Below are 16458 nucleotides of genomic sequence, written 5' to 3'. Positions count from 1 at the left end.
ATGATTCTAAATTAGTCAAGAGTAATTTCCAGAGCCAAACCTCTAAGTTCATGAACCAATACGTTGAAGGATTCAGGAATATTCGGCTTCGGAAGGTTTTCACCTTTCACGATAGCCTCATAAGCTTTTGCTCTACCAATTACATCATCTGACTTAACTGTTAGGATCTCTTGAAGCACGTGCGACGCACCAAAGGCCTCAAGTGCCCAAACTTCCATCTCCCCAAAACGCTGACCACCAAACTGGGCTTTACCACCCAATGGCTGCTGCGTAATCAAAGAGTATGGCCCGATAGATCTAGCGTGCATCTTATCATCCACCAAGTGACCCAGCTTCAACATATAGGATATACCTACTGTTACCGGCTGATCAAATTTCTTACCCGTCAGACCATCATATAGATAAGTCCTTCCAAAGGATGGAAGGCCAGCTAGATCCAATTCAGCAGCTACTTCTTCGGTAGTAGCTCCATCAAATATCGGAGTCGCATATTTCTTACCTAAAATCTGTCCAGCCCAAGCAAGAACGGTCTCAAAGATCTGCCCGATGTTCATACGAGATGGTACACCTAGCGGGTTAAGCACGATATCCATTGGGGTACCGTCTTCTAAGAATGGCATGTCTTCATCTCTTACGATCTTAGCCACAATACCTTTGTTACCGTGACGACCGGCCATCTTATCCCCTACCTTCAGCTTACGCTTCTTAGCCACGTAAACTTTAGCCAACTGCACTATACCCGCAGGCAATTCATCCCCTACTTCAAGGGTAAATCTATCCCTCTTGAATCTACCAGAAATCTCGTTTCTAGTATTAGTATAGTTTTTCACTAACTGTTGTACCAAGCTATTGGTATGCTCATCGTCTGTCCAATCATCCAAGATGATATCGGAAATAAGATTCGCTTCCTCAGGAACATTATAATTACTCTCATCTCTGTAAGGATTCTTAGCAGGGAAGAGATTATTATCAATATTCTGGTGGTTAAACTTAACGCCTTTGGTGATGATCTCATCCCCAAATTTGTGCTTCACCGATAAGGAAACTTTTCCTTCTAGGATACCGACAAGCTTATTGATCATTTTAGCTCTTACTCCAAGCAATTCCTTGGCATAAGTTTGCTTCAATTTCTCAACCTCAGCTTTTGATTTGGCACGAAGGTCTTTATCTTTCTTCGGTCTGGAGAACAGCTTGGTCTCGATCACCACACCATTCAATGATGGAGAAGCTTTCAATGACGCATCTTTTACATCCCCAGCCTTATCACCAAAGATCGCTCTAAGCAGTTTCTCCTCAGGGGTAGGATCGGTTTCTCCTTTTGGAGTGATCTTACCAATGATGATATCTCCTTCTTTCAGCTCAGCACCGATACGGATAATACCGTTTTCGTCAAGGTTTTTGACCGCCTCTTCGGATACGTTAGGGATCTCAGAAGTCAATTCTTCCTCCCCACGCTTGGTATCTCTTACTTCCAACTGGAACTCTTCGACGTGAATAGAGGTGAAGACATCTTCACGAACTACACGCTCAGAGATTACGATGGCATCCTCAAAGTTATACCCTTGCCATGGCATATAAGCCACTTTAAGGTTTTTACCAAGAGCAAGCTCACCCTGATTGGTGGAGTATCCTTCTACCAATACCTGACCTCTGGTCACGCGCTGTCCTTTTAGCACTAGCGGTGTTAGGTTAATCGTGGTATCCTGGTTAGTTCTTCTGAACTTGATCAGGTCATACGACTTATATTCATCACTGAAGTTTACCAATAACTCATCATCAGTCAGGTCATACTTAACAGTGATCTTTTTAGCATCCACAAAATCAATTACACCATCAGCCTCAGCGATGATCAATGATCTGGAATCCACAGCAGCCTTCGCTTCCAATCCGGTACCTACAATAGGAGACTCGGCTTTCAGCAATGGTACTGCCTGACGCTGCATGTTTGAGCCCATCAATGCACGGTTAGCATCATCATGCTCCAGGAATGGAATCAATGATGCTGCTACAGATACAATCTGGTTTGGAGCAACGTCCATATAGGTGATCTCTTTCGGCTCCAATACTGGGAAGTCACCCTCAAAACGAGCCTTCACACGATCATTGACGAAAGTACCATCTACCTCAAGCGGCGCATTTGCCTGGGCAATATTATTATTATCTTCTTCTTCGGCAGTAAGGAACACGATATCATCGGAATTCATTCCTGCTTTACCTTCTCTTACTTTACGGTAAGGTGTCTCCAGGAATCCCATAGAGTTGACCTTTGCGTGTACACAAAGAGAAGAGATAAGACCAATATTAGGTCCCTCTGGAGTTTCGATAGTACACAGACGACCATAGTGCGTGTAGTGAACATCTCGAACCTCAAAACCGGCTCTTTCACGAGACAGACCACCTGGCCCCAAAGCAGACAGCCTACGTTTGTGCGTAAGCTCAGCCAATGGGTTGGTCTGATCCATAAACTGAGAAAGCTGGTTGGTACCAAAGAATGAGTTGATCACAGAAGAAAGTGTTCTTGCATTGATCAGGTCAACAGGCTTAAAGTCCTCATTGTCCCTTACGTTCATTCTTTCGCGGATGGTTCTGGCCATTCTAGCCAAACCAACACCAAACTGGCTATATAATTGTTCCCCTACAGTTCTCACCCTTCTATTGCTCAAGTGATCAATATCATCGACCACGGCTTTAGAGTTGATCAAACCGATAAGGTATTTTACAATACTAATAATATCCTCTGTGGTCAATACGATCTTCTCTCTCTCAATATCGAGACCGAGTTTTTTATTGATTCTGTAACGACCCACTTCACCAAGATCATATCTCTTATCGGAGAAGAACAATCCGTGGATTACTTCACGTGCAGTGGCTTCATCAGGAGCTTCGGTATTCCTTAGCTGACGATAAATCACCTCTACGGCTTCTTTCTCTGAGTTAGAGTTATCTTTTTGAAGAGTATTATAGATAATAGAGTAATCGGCGATATTCACATCATCTCTATGAAGGATGATGCTTTTGGCGCCAGATTCAAGGATAAGTTCGATATCCTCTTCAGAGAGTACGGAATCTCTTTCGAGCAGTACTTCATTACGATCGATAGAAACCACCTCACCAGTGTCTTCATCCACGAAATCTTCCACCCAGGTTCTAAGCACACGGGCAGCCAGTTTTCTACCGACAATTTTTTTAAGATTAGCCTTAGTGGCATCTACTTCCTCAGACAGTCCAAAAAGGTCCAGGATGGCTTTATCAGAACCATAACCGATGGCTCTAAGCAAAGTGGTAACCGGGAATTTTTTCTTTCTGTCAATATAAGCATACATGACATTATTAATGTCAGTTGCAAATTCTATCCAAGATCCTTTAAAAGGAATAATTCGGGCAGAATACAGTTTAGTACCATTGGTATGCTTGCTTTGGGCAAAGAACACACCAGGTGAACGGTGCAGCTGAGAAACGATTACCCTTTCTGCGCCATTGATAACGAAGGACCCTTTTTCGGTCATATACGGAAGGTTTCCTAGGAATACTTCCTGTTCGATAGTTTCGAAGTCCTCATTATCCTCATCAGAGCAAAGCAATCTAAGCTTCGCCTTCAAAGGAACAGAATAGGTCAAACCTCTATCAATACATTCACCCACGCTATATTTTGGGGGATCGACAGCGTAGTCGATAAATTCAAGGGTGAAATTTTCCCTGGAGTCACTAATAGGGAAATTTTCAGAGAACACCTTGAATAGCCCATCCTGTCTCCTTTTTTCCGCTGGGGTATCCAATTGGAAAAAGTCTTTGAATGATTGTAATTGGATATCAAGGAAATCGGGATAGTCTTTGACCACCTTAATAGATGAGAAACTTTTCCTTACGGGTTGATTCTGGATAGCCAAGGCAGTATATGTTTATAGTGATAATTATTAACTAAATGCGGCAATTTCCGCTTAGAATAGTGCAATTTTTAATTTGTGCACAAACAGGAAAAGACCTGACTTTAAAAGTCAGGTCTAATCAATAACCTCCATCTTAACAGATGAGGTTATTCAAATTATTTAAGCTCTACTTCAGCACCAGCTTCCTCAAGTTGTTTCTTAAGAGCTTCTGCTTCGTCTTTAGCGATACCTTCTTTGATTGCTTTAGGAGCTCCGTCAACTACTTCTTTAGCTTCCTTAAGACCAAGACCGGTCAATTCTTTTACCAATTTAACTACTGCAAGTTTCTGACCACCAGCAGCTTTCAAGATCACGTCGAAAGAAGTTTTTTCTTCTTCGCCAGCACCTTCAGCGCCACCACCGGCAACCATAACTGGAGCGGCTGCAGCAGCTGGTTCGATACCGTATTCTTCTTTCAAAATTTCGGCTAATTCACTAACCTCTTTCACAGTCAAGTTAACTAACTGCTCAGCGAATGCTTTAAGATCTGCCATTGTATTATTATTTAAAATTAACTGATTTTGTTACTAATTGATTTGAATAATATTATGATTCTCTTTCAGAAAGAGTCTTAACAAGCCCTGCCAATGTATTCTGACCACTTTGTAGTGCAGAGATAACGTTTTTGGCAGGAGATTGTAGTAATCCAATAACCTCTCCCAAGAGTTCTTCTTTGGTCTTCAGAGATGCCAGCATATCGAGATTTTCTTCTCCTATGATAACATCTGTGTCGATTGAAGCGGCTTTGAATTTAGGTCTAGTTTCCTTTTTACCTGCTTTCTTTCTGTATTCCTTAAGGACTTTAGCGGGTAAGCTTGCTGTTTCGTTAGCAAACATAATACCTGAAAATCCTTTAAGACTGTCGATTAATTCTGAGTAATCTGCTTCGAGATCTTCAAGGGCTTTTTTGATAAAAGTGTTTTTGTAAACACGATATTCAATTCCCTTATCGAAACACATTCTTCTGAAAGTATTTACCTGAGCAACACTGAAACCTGAAGCATCTGTGATATAGAAATGCGGAGTTCCTTTTAATTTCTCGGTAAGACTTTCGATTATAGCTTTCTTTTCCTCTCTAGTCATAATTATATACCTTGAATACTCCCCTTATCAATTGCAATCCCAGGAGACATTGTGCTGGACATATGAATACTTCTGAAGTAAGTACCTTTGGCAGAAGAAGGCTTCAACTTAGAAATTGTATTAATCAATTCCTGCGTATTTTCCTCGATCTTACTTGGTTCGAAAGACACTTTACCAACACTTGCGTGAATGATACCGAACTTATCAACCTTAAAGTCGATTTTACCACCTTTTACTTCTTTCACTGCTTTACCCACTTCAAGAGTAACAGTACCCGATTTAGGGTTTGGCATCAAGCCTCTTGGACCTAATACTCTACCTAATCTACCTACTTTCGCCATTACGTTTGGCATAGTGATGATAACATCAATATCAGTCCAACCGCCTTCGATTTTGGCAATATAGTCATCCAAGCCGACATAGTCAGCTCCAGCTTCCTTAGCTTCTTCTTCTTTGTCCGGCGTACAAAGTACAAGTACTTTCACGTCTTTTCCGGTACCATGAGGTAAGGCTACAACACCTCTCACCATTTGATCAGCTTTCCGAGGATCAACACCCAGACGGATGTCAACATCTACAGAAGAATCAAATTTAGAGTTAGTGATTTCCTTCACTATTGAAGAAGCCTCAGTAAGGGAGTACTGCTGGCTTGGGTCGTACTTAGAAAGAGCTTCTTTTTGCTTTTTTGTTAACTTAGCCATTTTTTTATATTTATTCCTCCCAAGGAGCTTTTCCTGAAACTGTGATTCCCATACTTCTCGCTGTACCTGCTACCATTTTCATGGCAGACTCTACCTTGAAGGCATTTAAGTCAGGCATCTTCACCTCAGCAATCTCTTTTACCTGATCCCAGGACACAGAGCCTACTTTCTTCCTGTTTGGTTCAGCAGAACCACTTTTGAGCTTCGCCGCCTCTAACAACATGATCGCTGCAGGAGGAGTTTTTACTACGAATTCAAAAGTCTTGTCCGAATAAATCGTAACAAGGACAGGTAGAACTTGACCCATTTTATCCTGAGTTCTAGCATTGAATTGCTTACAGAACTCCATGATGTTCAAACCCTTGGAACCAAGAGCAGGACCAACAGGAGGAGATGGATTTGCCTGGCCACCTTTCACCTGTAATTTCAGATAACCAGTAATTTCCTTAGCCATTTCCTAGTCTTGTTTTTCTACTTGCATAAAGTTTAACTCAACAGGGGTGTTTCGGCCGAATATCTTAACCATAACGTTAAGCTTTTTCTTCTCCTCAAACACCTCTTCTATTGTTCCCGCGAAACCACTGAAGGGACCATCCATTACTTTAACGGTCTCTCCCACTATAAATGGCGTATCAAGTTTCTCTGCAAACTCATCAATCCCTTCAACCCTACCTAAAATACGGTTGATCTCAGATTGTCGTAATGGCTCAGGGGTTTTGGAAGCTCCCCCAGCGTTTGCTCCTAGAAAACCGATAACTCCCGGGATACTAGTAATTACGTGATTGGCTTCACCATGGGACAGGTCCGCATTAACCAAAACATAGCCAGGAAAGAAGTTTCTCTCTCTGACTCTCTTTTTGCCATTGCGCATCTCATATACTTTTTCAGAAGGTATCAAAACTTCCGGAATAAAATCCTCAAGCTTTTGACGGGCAATTTCATTGTCCAAATAAGATTTGGCCTTCTTTTCCTGCCCAGCTACCACTCTGAGTACATACCATTTTTGCTCTGCCATCAGTAATTATTGATTCTAATTAGAATAAATCATAAAACCACTTCATGATGTTCTCAAAACCTAAATTAATTATTCCTATCACTAGGGCGAATATCATTGAGGCAACAAGAACCAGCACTGCATTGCTTTGCAATGAAGAATACTTTGGCCATGTAACCTTATTCTTCATTTCGTCTATTGACTCTACAACAAAGTTCTTTACGTTCATGGTTTGTGATTTTATAAGCACGGGCAGAGAGATTCGAACTCCCATCAACGGTTTTGGAGACCGCTATTCTACCATTGAACTATGCCCGTGTGTCTTTTACTTCCCCCAAAAGGGATTGCAAAAGTAACAAATTTTCTATAAAGAAACAAATGCGATCCTGAAATACTTCAGAACCGCATTTGTATTTTATCTACTCAGACTAAAATTAGTCTAAAATTTCAGTTACCTGACCAGCACCTACTGTTCTACCACCCTCACGGATTGCAAAACGAAGACCTTTCTCAAGGGCTACAGCGTTGATCAATGTTACTTCCATTGTGATGTTGTCACCTGGCATAACCATTTCAACATTCTCAGGAAGCATTACTTCTCCAGTTACGTCAGTCGTTCTTAAGTAGAACTGTGGACGGTATCTGTTGAAGAATGGAGTGTGACGACCACCTTCTTCTTTAGACAGAACGTAAACCTCAGCCTTGAAACGGGCGTGTGGAGTTACAGATCCTGGCTTACAGATGATCATACCTCTCTTGATTTGAGCTTTCTCAATACCTCTAAGCAATAAACCAACGTTGTCTCCAGCTTCTCCTCTGTCAAGGATCTTACGGAACATCTCAACACCAGTTACTGTTGACTTAAGGCCTTCAGCACCCATACCAATGATATCTACTGGATCACCAGAGTTGATTACACCTCTTTCGATTCTACCAGTAGCTACAGTACCACGACCAGTGATCGAGAATACGTCCTCTACAGGCATCAAGAAGTCTTTGTCAACTAGACGCTCAGGAAGTGGAATGTGGTTATCTACCGCATCCATCAATTCCATTACTTTCTCTTCCCACTTGTCTTCTCCGTTAAGAGCACCAAGTGCAGAACCCTGAATCACAGGAATGTTGTCTCCGTCGTAATCGTAGAAAGAAAGTAATTCTCTTACTTCCATGTCCACAAGCTCAAGAAGCTCAGGATCATCTACCAAATCAACTTTGTTTAAGAACACTACTAGTGCAGGTACACCTACCTGACGAGCTAGAAGGATGTGTTCTCTTGTTTGAGGCATCGGTCCATCAGTGGCAGCAACTACAAGAATTGCACCGTCCATCTGCGCAGCACCAGTAACCATGTTTTTCACATAATCAGCGTGACCAGGACAGTCAACGTGAGCATAGTGTCTTGCTTCAGTTTGGTACTCTACGTGAGAAGTGTTGATAGTGATACCTCTTTCTTTCTCTTCTGGAGCGTTATCGATAGAAGAGAAGTCTCTTAGTTCAGAAAGACCTTTTCTAGCCAGTACAGTTGTAATGGCAGCAGTCAAGGTAGTCTTACCGTGATCGACGTGACCAATAGTACCGATATTTACGTGCGGTTTGGAACGGTCAAAGGTTGCTTTTGCCATGCGTGAAAATCCTCTGTTTAGTTAATGATATGAATTAGTTAAATTTTGCTAATGCCATTGAGCCAACGACGGGATTTGAACCCGTGACCTCTTCCTTACCAAGGAAGCACTCTACCCCTGAGCTACGTCGGCTGATAACATTTATTATCTACGCCTTAAAATAAGCATAGAGCGGGAGACGAGGCTCGAACCCGCGACCTGCAGCTTGGAAGGCTGCCGCTCTACCAACTGAGCTACTCCCGCTTATTACTACTCTATGTATTCCTCTATTTCCTATCCAGTACATCCTCGCAGACTTCCCAGAACCAACTAAGACCTGTATCTTAGCCAAAATATACCTACCAAAATCTTAGAAAAGAATCTTAACCATTGACTGTATTCTCAATCGTCGCCTTCCTTTTTGAAAAACTTCTCCAGTATAATTCTCACAAATTTAATAAAAACTTTGAGAATATAAAGTGTGGGGGAAACAGGATTCGAACCTGTGAAGACATAAGTCAACGGATTTACAGTCCGTCCCAGTTGGCCGCTTTGGTATTCCCCCTTTACATTATTTCAATTCGCTAAGCTCTTCGTAGAACACTTTTGTTCTTTTTTGTTTGTCTTAACGGATGGCAAAATTATACCCTTTTCTGAAACATTCAAAATATTGGGCAAAAATTACTGAAGTTTTTTTTACCTTTTTAATTAAGCTTTTCGTAATCAGCCAATTAATTTTCATCTAAGTACGGAAAAATAAAATACTCCTCTCCTGACTTTATCGACTCATCTGCCTCCTGACCGTATATCTTCTTCAACTTATCCAATACTCCCTCCTCGTCTACAAAGCCAAATAAGGACTGAAATGCCGCCAAACGAATATAGGGCTGAGTCGCTTCAGTCGCCAAATCTACTAAATTATTCACTGCTTCCATCGTCCCTTCCTCTGGCATCACCACAAAATAATCAGCATAATAACCGATCAGATAATACAGGGACTGCCCCTCTGTCTCCGAAATCTTCTCATGTAGCCAGGCTCCCTTGCCCGGCACTCGCTCTCTGGTATAGTAATCCGCCAAAGGGACAATCATCCGAATATTCCCCTCCTCCTCAAATGAGGCCGCCGTAAGCGCCTTAGGAATGCCAGTACCCGATGAAGTCAATAAGCCCTCCAACGCAGCTCCCGCTACATAATAAGAGGAATCCTCCACCCATATCATATACTGACTGCTATAATCCTCCTGTCCATAGGCCACCAGCCAATCTATCGCCGTGGCTCGCACCCCATTATTCGGGTCCGTAGCCGCCAGCTCTTCCACCTTCGCCTCCAAACCTGCATCAGCTATAGCCTCTCCAAAATGCTGCAAACTCCGCTCCCTGATCGCCCAAAACTCATCACCTAAAGACCGCTCCATTATCCCCCGAGATAAACCATACTGTGCCAAACTATCTAAGGCCTCATACCTGGAGACGCCAAATTGAGATTCCATAAACTGCTGCTTATAGTAGTCCTGACCATAAGACCCTCGCTTCTTTGCCAGCAAAACCTTGGCCTCATCAAAGTAAACCGCCGTTACAGAATCCTTATTCTCCAAGGCAAACTGCTTTACCTTCCTGTCCAAAGTGAACTTCCGCGAATAACGCTCTCCTCCACTATACCAGCTTAGCTCAAAAGGAATAATATACAAGGGACTGGACTCCAGATCCTGCTCCTGACTCACGGTCACCAGCACATTACCGGGCTCGCTATAATCCATCCGGACCACCAATTCGGGATGGCCTGAAGACAAAAACCATTGATCAAAAAACCAATTTAAATCCTTACCACTTACCTCCTCCATCGCCAGCCGTAGGTCATGAATCTCCACCGACTCCAGGGCATGCTGAGTCAAATAAAAGTTTAGCCCTTCAAAAAAGGCCTCATCCCCAAGGTAATTCCGCAACATATGCAGCACCCTCCCGCCCTTGGCATAGGAGTGATTGTCAAACATGTCCTCATTATGCTCATAATCAAAACGAATCAAATCTACCTGCTTCTCCTCGGCCTCATAAAAATAACTTTCCATCTCCCCTATATAGTGTAAATCCGCCGCATCCCGCCCCTCATCAAAACTGTACCATAAATACTCTGAATAATTAGCGAAAGCCTCATTTAAGGGCAAATTAGACCAGGACTCCGTGGTCACATAATCCCCAAACCAGTGATGAAACAGTTCGTGAGCAATAATTCCATCAAACTCACTATCAATAGCCTCTTTAGCCGTCATATTGAGATCCTCCATAAAAATGGACACGGTGGTATTTTCCATTGCACCGGACACAAAATCCCGAACTACCACTTGATCATATTTCGACCAAGGGTACTTCACTCCTAATAATTCAGAAAAGTAAGCAAGCATTCTCGGGGTATTTCCAAACACTTTCTTGGCCCCTTCGGCATAGTCCTGCTCCACATAATACCCCAAAGGGATACCTTCCCACTGATCTTCTATTCGGTCAAAATCCCCTGCGGCAAAGGCTACTAAATAGGGCGCATGTGGCAGATCCATCCTCCAATAGTCAGACCGGGTACCATCAGCATTTCTTGTCTGCGATACCAGTTCTCCATTACTTATTGTGGTCCACTGATCGGGTACCCTTAGCTTAAGGGCATGTGTGGCCCTCTCATTTGGGGCATCAATGGTGGGAAACCACTTAGAATTATGATCGGTCTCTCCCTGAGTCCATACCTGCCTCACCTCAGTACCATCGCCAGCCGAAGGTATAAAATAAAGCCCCTGGGTATCAGTAATGGCCGCACTTCCATTTCCGGCATTTCGGCTAGGGTGCGCAGTATATTTAATCATTACTCGTAGGGTATCCTCTTTGGTAAAGGTCTGGGGAAGGTAAATTTGCAGCTTTTGGCTGTCGTACCTGAAGTTCAATTCCAATGAGTCCGTCCTTAGCAGCCTCACCGAATGCACATCAAAATCCTGCGCATCAAGAATAAGGGTATTCTGGGGATAAAAATAGGGTTTAAGAGAGAGAATCGCCGTCCCGAGGACGGTTTGTGCCTTCAAGTCAAGGGCGATATCCAAATCACTATGCAGTAAATCGAAGTCTCTTTCTGGGCTGGGCTTATACTGCTCTATAGCCTGCTCCAAAGTCGCTACCCGCTCCTCTTCGCCCATCGGTTTCTGCGCTGGCGAAGGAGCCAGCTCCTCAGTATTCGGAGTTTGGGTGATCTGTGAGGGGGTTTTGCACGAGAAAACAAGTCCTGTGGCCAAGGCCAATATCAAAGAGAATTTATAATTCATAAAATCCTATTCAAGATAAAATTGTATATTGAAAACTAAATTTAGTCAAATGTACTCAGTAAGCATCAACGAAGAAAATTTTAGTATTGAGCAACAAGGCGATGATTTTTTGATCAACGGCGAGCTTGCCAGCCTTTCGATCACGGCTATAAACGACCGGCGCTTCCAGGTCATCAAGGATCAGCAAGCCTACGAAGTGGAGCTCCTCTCCAAGGTGCCTGAGGAAAATAAAATCACCTTAAAGATTAATAATAAGACGGTGGAGGTGGGCATAAAGGATAAGATGGCCTTACTATTAGAGAAGTTGGGGATGAATGGATCGGTCGCTCCGGCCAGCGCAGAAGTACGAGCTCCCATGCCTGGACTGATACTGGAAATACAGGTGAAAGTCGGTGAAGAGGTCACTGTAGGACAGCCCCTGCTTATCTTGGAAGCGATGAAAATGGAGAATATTATCAAGTCCCCACAATCGGGAACGATCAGTTCTATACTGGCAACGAAAGGCAATAGCGTAGAAAAAAACCAGTTATTGGTACAATTTTAGGTGGTTTTCCTTAGTTTTCTGACAGCAAGAAATTATATTTGTCGAGTTTATCTATTCTTTAATAAATACAGAAAAAAGGCGCTCTGTCAACCAACTTTACATTATGAAATACAAACGAATTTTGCTAAAACTCAGTGGAGAAGCTTTAATGGGAGCCAATGGCTATGGAATTGATTCCAACAAATTGAAGCAATACACCGAGGAGATCAAAAAAGTGAAAGACCTAGGCGTGGAGCTTGCCATAGTCATCGGTGGCGGCAACATTTTCCGAGGCGTTCAGGGTGAGAAAGTCGGAATAGACCGAGTACAAGGCGATTATATGGGCATGCTGGCCACATTGATCAACGCTATGGCTTTGCAAAGCTCCCTAGAGCAAAACGGCCTGTTTACCAGATTAATGTCAGGAATCAAGATCGAAAGTGTGTGTGAGCCATTTATCCGTCGTAGAGCGATTCGTCACCTTGAAAAAGGCCGAATAGTGATCTTTGGCGCTGGTATAGGCAACCCTTACTTCACCACCGATTCCACCGCCAGCCTCAGGGCTATCGAAATCGAGGCCGATGTGGTCCTCAAAGGTACAAGAGTAGATGGTGTGTACACCGCTGATCCTGAAAAGGACAAAAACGCAACAAGATATACCAATATCTCCTTCCAAGAAGTGTATGAGAAAAATCTCAATGTCATGGACATGACCGCCTTTACCCTCTGTCAGGAAAACAACTTGCCGATTATCGTGTTTGATATGAACAAAACCGGAAACCTCCAGAATTTGGTAAAAGGAGAAGAAGTTGGTACCTTGATTACCTCAAATTAAGACTATTTAAGATACAGATAAAAGATGGAAGAGATACAGTTAGAGCTGGATGCTGCACAAGAGCAGATGCAAAAGGCAGTGGATCATACTGCCAGTGAACTATTAAAAATCAGGGCCGGCAAGGCCATGCCTAACCTCTTGGATGGCATCATGGTAAATTACTATGGCGCACCAACTCCTATCGCTCAGGTGGCTTCTATAAATACCCCTGACGCCAGGACACTATCTATCAAACCTTGGGAGAAAAATCTGATTGGTGAAATCGAAAAATCAATCATCAACTCTGACTTGGGGCTTGCCCCTCAGAACAATGGGGAGATGATCATGCTTACCATTCCACCACTTACCGAAGAACGTCGTAGAACACTCGTAAAACATGTGAAAAACGAATGCGAAAATGGTAAAATCAGCGTACGTAGTGCTCGTAAAGAATGTAACGACGGCCTCAAAAAACTCCAAAAAGAGGGTGCAGCTGAGGACGATGTGAAGCGCGCAGAAGATAAAGTGCAAAAATTAACCGATGATTACTCTACCAAGATTGACGGTCTCTACGAGAAGAAAGAGGCTGAAATCATGAAAGTTTAATCCTCCTGGTTTTTCCTACTACTATTCAAAAAAGCAGCTGATTTCTCAGCTGCTTTTTTTGTTCCTTAATCTTATTCAATCTCCTGCTTCTCCACCAGAACTAATCCCCGGACCCTATAGTAATGAACGTCGCCACACCGAGACGCAGGCCTCCCCGAGAATATTCCCCATTCTCAAATCCAGCACCCATCTCTACCCTGAAAACCCTAAATAGGTTATCCAAAGAATAGCCCAGCTCCCAATAATGTGGGGAATACTCGGTCTTAAGGTAATTGAGGAATAGGTTTTCTTTAACCCCCGAAAACCGTAAAATGGGCAGTTGAGTGAACAAAAATTTCCGGAATTGGTAATGTATGAGGCCACTTATATAGTTGCTCTGGGTGCTAAAATCATAATAATCCAAAAACCGATAATTACCGACCGTTCCCATGCTTGTAAATAAGGTTCTATTGCCTCCAAAATGAGCATAATCCATAAAGTAAACCTTATTATTATTCAGGAATCCCCCCGCCCGGATATTAAAATTCAGATCCCCGCTCACCCCAAATTCTATGCTATGCTTCACGCCTAAAGCCCAGCGGTCAAAATCAGCGCTATTCTCCCCCAAGCCTATATTAGAAAAACCCTTGGCATACTCAAATTTTATAGCGGGTACCGATTGGCTTAAAGGGTATTTCACTCCATTGCGCATATAGTATTTTATCCCCGGCCTCCAAGTCAGCTCTGCCTCAATCACTAGCGATTCATTGGCAGAAAATGCATCAGGACCAGCCTCTATATTGACAGGAGTATTGGAAGAATATCCTCTTCCTTCCTTATTATAAAAACTGTAATTAGAGTGATTTTCCAAAGGCCCTCTATCCGCATACATCAAGTTTACCTTATATGAAAAAGCGTCCTTTGGCCGATGTTCAAAATAAAGTCGAACAAATTGCTGCTCATAAAGCTTCATATAATTTTGGCGCAGTAATAAGGAATAGGCTGCATTAATTAATTCGCTGATGGGCTGGTCCCCATTATATTGATAAATATATTTACCTGCACTCAAGCCATATTTAAGATTGCTCCGATCGTGGGTCCACTGTTTATAAAAGTCCATGGTACCATACCAGGTTTTGCTCGTAAAGCCGTACCTCAGTTCCGGGCTGATTTTCCATGAATAAGACTTATTTAATAAGGAGTCTTTTCGTTCTACCTGATAAAAGCCTCCCAATCCCATCTTAAACCCTTCAACAGTATTGAAAGAAAAACGAGTCCAATTGCTTGCAAAGCCTATCGACCTTCCAGCTCCCAGGAAGTAGGTCCGTCCTCCAAGGATATCCAGCGGTTTAAATTTCTTCTTGGCCATATCCGCTAAGGAATCAATATCACTGACTTTTGCCGCCTCTATCATGGCCAGGCTGTCATCTCTGTGGTATCCCTGGATTTCTTTATCAGTTAATTTTACGGGACGAATACTATCCCAATACACCTGACTACGCTCCTTTGCTAAACTATCAATGGTATAATTTCGAATCACGGCCACCTCCGGATCTTCCCTTTCTTTGATTTCCTCCTTTTCATATTCCCTGATAAGCTTTCTGAAATCCTTACGGGTCATCTGGCTTGACTCTGCAAGTTGGGCCACGGCATTTTTCTCACTTTTGAAGGAGCTCACTTCATCAGGGATATCCTCTACCTTTTCGTCTAAGATCTCAGTTTCGGCTATTAAATCAGGATTAAGCGTCAGCTTATAGTCTCTGGTGGAAGCCAGGTATTTATAGTGCCCGGCAAAGCCGAAAAAGCTGCCTCCAAAATTATATACATGAGTCAAAGGCATCCACACCTTATCCTGCACGGGAGCATACTGCTGCGTTACGCTCACATCAAACCCCATAATAGAGGTCTTTAGGTCCAGACTATGAATAGCCCATAACTCCTCAATAATATAAATATACCCCTCAAAAACCTGCTCCCCTTTGGATCTTGGCGTGACTTTGATTTTATTGACCATCACTCCATGGTCAAAGAAGGTTCCTTCATGCTTAAATCGATAATATGAAAAAGCATACCGTGCCAAAGGCGAGACGGCCTCATTTACCTTGTCAGCGTAAAATGAAGCCCCGATATAGGGCGCAGGGGAAGCTTGATTGTTTTCGCCGGCAGACCTCATACTGATCACTTTTTCCGTAAGCTCATTGGCTTGGCGAAAAGTAATCTCCGACACAGACTCGGAAGTATAGGCCTCATTGAGCGCTAAGCCCTCCTCTTTTAGCTTTTTCTTGAGAAAAAAGGGAGCATCGGTGAGCTCTCCAGTGCCTTTGATATAGACCTTCATAGAGTATTCGTCCACCTGAAGCCGATGGTACTTGGCCTTGCTAATGGCCTTTCGCATGACCGTTAAGGCCGGATCTTCTGCACCACCTTTCACCTCAACCTCCTCCATGGCATAGGTTTGAGCAGTCAGTTTGATTTCTAAGGAAACCCATTCCTTGGAGATTTCCACTGATTTTTGGAGGGTTTCATAGCCAAGATGTCTGATGATAATATCATAATTCCCTGGAGCAAGTGGGTATTCAAATTCACCGGATTGGTTGGTGGGTATGCCATCATTAAGGTTTCGGACAAATACGGATGCGTAAGCGATGGGAGTTCCATCTGTCTCTATAATCCGCCCTCGTATCCCCTGGCCAAATAAAGACCTGCTATCAAGGCATCCAATGACTATAATTAGTAGGCTCAGGGACAATAAAAATTTTTTCATCAATTCCATATTTTTTGACATGGAAAAATTAGTAATAATATTCAACAAGTAGGCTTAAGGCGGGTTGCTTTGACATTATTTAACTATTTCAAGCCATATCCTGTCAAAAATAGAAATTACGCTTTACCGAAGAAGAAGGGTTTCATTCTGAAATAAAAGGCGCTTGAAAAA

13 protein-coding genes and 4 tRNA genes are annotated in these 16458 nt (G+C 42.9%); 3 read left to right on the top strand and 14 right to left on the bottom strand.

Annotated features, from left to right (window positions below; all coding sequences use genetic code 11):
* Positions 1–11: 11 nt before the first annotated feature.
* The 13 genes from rpoB to B050_RS0119270 all read right to left on the bottom strand — a co-directional run bounded on the left by rpoB (position 12) and on the right by B050_RS0119270 (position 11601).
* Positions 12–3887 (bottom strand): DNA-directed RNA polymerase subunit beta, encoded by a 3876-nt coding sequence (gene rpoB / locus B050_RS0119335; protein ID WP_018475612.1) that lies wholly within the window; start codon positions 3885–3887, stop codon positions 12–14.
* A 155-nt stretch (positions 3888–4042) separates the two neighbouring features.
* Positions 4043–4420: a 50S ribosomal protein L7/L12 gene (rplL, locus tag B050_RS0119330; RefSeq protein WP_018475611.1), complete on the bottom strand. Its 378-nt coding sequence runs from the start codon at positions 4418–4420 to the stop codon at positions 4043–4045.
* Between the two features lie 52 nt (positions 4421–4472).
* Complete coding sequence (gene rplJ / locus B050_RS0119325) at positions 4473–5009, bottom strand: 50S ribosomal protein L10 (RefSeq protein ID WP_018475610.1); 537 nt, start codon at positions 5007–5009, stop codon at positions 4473–4475.
* A gap of 2 nt (positions 5010–5011) precedes the next feature.
* Positions 5012–5710: a 50S ribosomal protein L1 gene (rplA, locus tag B050_RS0119320; RefSeq protein WP_018475609.1), complete on the bottom strand. Its 699-nt coding sequence runs from the start codon at positions 5708–5710 to the stop codon at positions 5012–5014.
* 10 nt (positions 5711–5720) lie between these two features.
* On the bottom strand, positions 5721–6164 hold the full coding sequence (gene rplK / locus B050_RS0119315) for a 50S ribosomal protein L11 (RefSeq protein WP_018475608.1): 444 nt from the start codon (positions 6162–6164) through the stop codon (positions 5721–5723).
* A 3-nt stretch (positions 6165–6167) separates the two neighbouring features.
* On the bottom strand, positions 6168–6725 hold the full coding sequence (gene nusG, locus B050_RS0119310; protein WP_018475607.1) for a transcription termination/antitermination protein NusG: 558 nt from the start codon (positions 6723–6725) through the stop codon (positions 6168–6170).
* A gap of 19 nt (positions 6726–6744) precedes the next feature.
* On the bottom strand, positions 6745–6933 hold the full coding sequence (secE, locus tag B050_RS0119305; protein WP_026236031.1) for a preprotein translocase subunit SecE: 189 nt from the start codon (positions 6931–6933) through the stop codon (positions 6745–6747).
* An 18-nt stretch (positions 6934–6951) separates the two neighbouring features.
* Positions 6952–7022, bottom strand: a tRNA-Trp gene (locus B050_RS0119300).
* A 116-nt stretch (positions 7023–7138) separates the two neighbouring features.
* Positions 7139–8326: an elongation factor Tu gene (tuf, locus tag B050_RS0119295; protein ID WP_018475606.1), complete on the bottom strand. Its 1188-nt coding sequence runs from the start codon at positions 8324–8326 to the stop codon at positions 7139–7141.
* Between the two features lie 60 nt (positions 8327–8386).
* Positions 8387–8458 (bottom strand) — tRNA-Thr (locus tag B050_RS0119290).
* A gap of 38 nt (positions 8459–8496) precedes the next feature.
* Positions 8497–8569 (bottom strand) — tRNA-Gly (locus B050_RS0119285).
* A 218-nt stretch (positions 8570–8787) separates the two neighbouring features.
* Positions 8788–8870, bottom strand: a tRNA-Tyr gene (locus B050_RS0119280).
* Positions 8871–9036: 166 nt separating this feature from the next.
* A complete protein-coding gene (locus B050_RS0119270; protein ID WP_018475604.1) occupies positions 9037–11601 on the bottom strand; it encodes a M1 family metallopeptidase in 2565 nt (854 codons plus the stop codon).
* A 49-nt stretch (positions 11602–11650) separates the two neighbouring features.
* Here B050_RS0119270 and B050_RS0119265 point away from each other — a divergent pair, with 49 nt between their 5' ends.
* The 3 genes from B050_RS0119265 (at position 11651) to frr (ending at position 13544) form a co-directional block, all read left to right on the top strand.
* Positions 11651–12145, top strand: a complete 495-nt coding sequence (locus B050_RS0119265) for an acetyl-CoA carboxylase biotin carboxyl carrier protein subunit (protein ID WP_018475603.1) — start codon at positions 11651–11653, stop codon at positions 12143–12145.
* 103 nt (positions 12146–12248) lie between these two features.
* On the top strand, positions 12249–12959 hold the full coding sequence (gene pyrH, locus B050_RS0119260) for a UMP kinase (RefSeq protein ID WP_026236030.1): 711 nt from the start codon (positions 12249–12251) through the stop codon (positions 12957–12959).
* Positions 12960–12983: 24 nt separating this feature from the next.
* Complete coding sequence (gene frr, locus B050_RS0119255; RefSeq protein WP_018475601.1) at positions 12984–13544, top strand: ribosome recycling factor; 561 nt, start codon at positions 12984–12986, stop codon at positions 13542–13544.
* A gap of 100 nt (positions 13545–13644) precedes the next feature.
* Here frr and B050_RS0119250 read toward each other — a convergent pair whose 3' ends face one another.
* Positions 13645–16287, bottom strand: coding sequence for a DUF5686 family protein (locus B050_RS0119250; protein ID WP_044203099.1), 2643 nt, complete (start codon positions 16285–16287; stop codon positions 13645–13647).
* Positions 16288–16458 lie beyond the last annotated feature (171 nt).

It is taken from the genome of Echinicola pacifica DSM 19836, assembly GCF_000373245.1.
Lineage (GTDB): Bacteria > Bacteroidota > Bacteroidia > Cytophagales > Cyclobacteriaceae > Echinicola > Echinicola pacifica.
Note: the sequence above shows the minus strand (reverse complement) of the source record. Positions and strands in the feature narration are given on the sequence as shown.

Excerpts from the sequence above, each read along its gene's own strand:
- secE (WP_026236031.1), bottom strand. The coding sequence starts at position 6,933 with ATGAACGTAAAGAACTTTGTTGTAGAGTCAATAGACGAAATGAAGAAT.
- rplK (WP_018475608.1), bottom strand. The coding sequence starts at position 6,164 with ATGGCTAAGGAAATTACTGGTTATCTGAAATTACAGGTGAAAGGTGGC.
- rplJ (WP_018475610.1), bottom strand. The coding sequence starts at position 5,009 with ATGACTAGAGAGGAAAAGAAAGCTATAATCGAAAGTCTTACCGAGAAA.
- frr (WP_018475601.1), top strand. The coding sequence starts at position 12,984 with ATGGAAGAGATACAGTTAGAGCTGGATGCTGCACAAGAGCAGATGCAA.
- rplA (WP_018475609.1), bottom strand. The coding sequence starts at position 5,710 with ATGGCTAAGTTAACAAAAAAGCAAAAAGAAGCTCTTTCTAAGTACGAC.
- pyrH (WP_026236030.1), top strand. The coding sequence starts at position 12,249 with ATGAAATACAAACGAATTTTGCTAAAACTCAGTGGAGAAGCTTTAATG.
- B050_RS0119265 (WP_018475603.1), top strand. The coding sequence starts at position 11,651 with ATGTACTCAGTAAGCATCAACGAAGAAAATTTTAGTATTGAGCAACAA.
- B050_RS0119270 (WP_018475604.1), bottom strand. The coding sequence starts at position 11,601 with ATGAATTATAAATTCTCTTTGATATTGGCCTTGGCCACAGGACTTGTT.
- rplL (WP_018475611.1), bottom strand. The coding sequence starts at position 4,420 with ATGGCAGATCTTAAAGCATTCGCTGAGCAGTTAGTTAACTTGACTGTG.
- B050_RS0119250 (WP_044203099.1), bottom strand. The coding sequence starts at position 16,287 with ATGAAAAAATTTTTATTGTCCCTGAGCCTACTAATTATAGTCATTGGA.
- tuf (WP_018475606.1), bottom strand. The coding sequence starts at position 8,326 with ATGGCAAAAGCAACCTTTGACCGTTCCAAACCGCACGTAAATATCGGT.
- nusG (WP_018475607.1), bottom strand. The coding sequence starts at position 6,725 with ATGGCAGAGCAAAAATGGTATGTACTCAGAGTGGTAGCTGGGCAGGAA.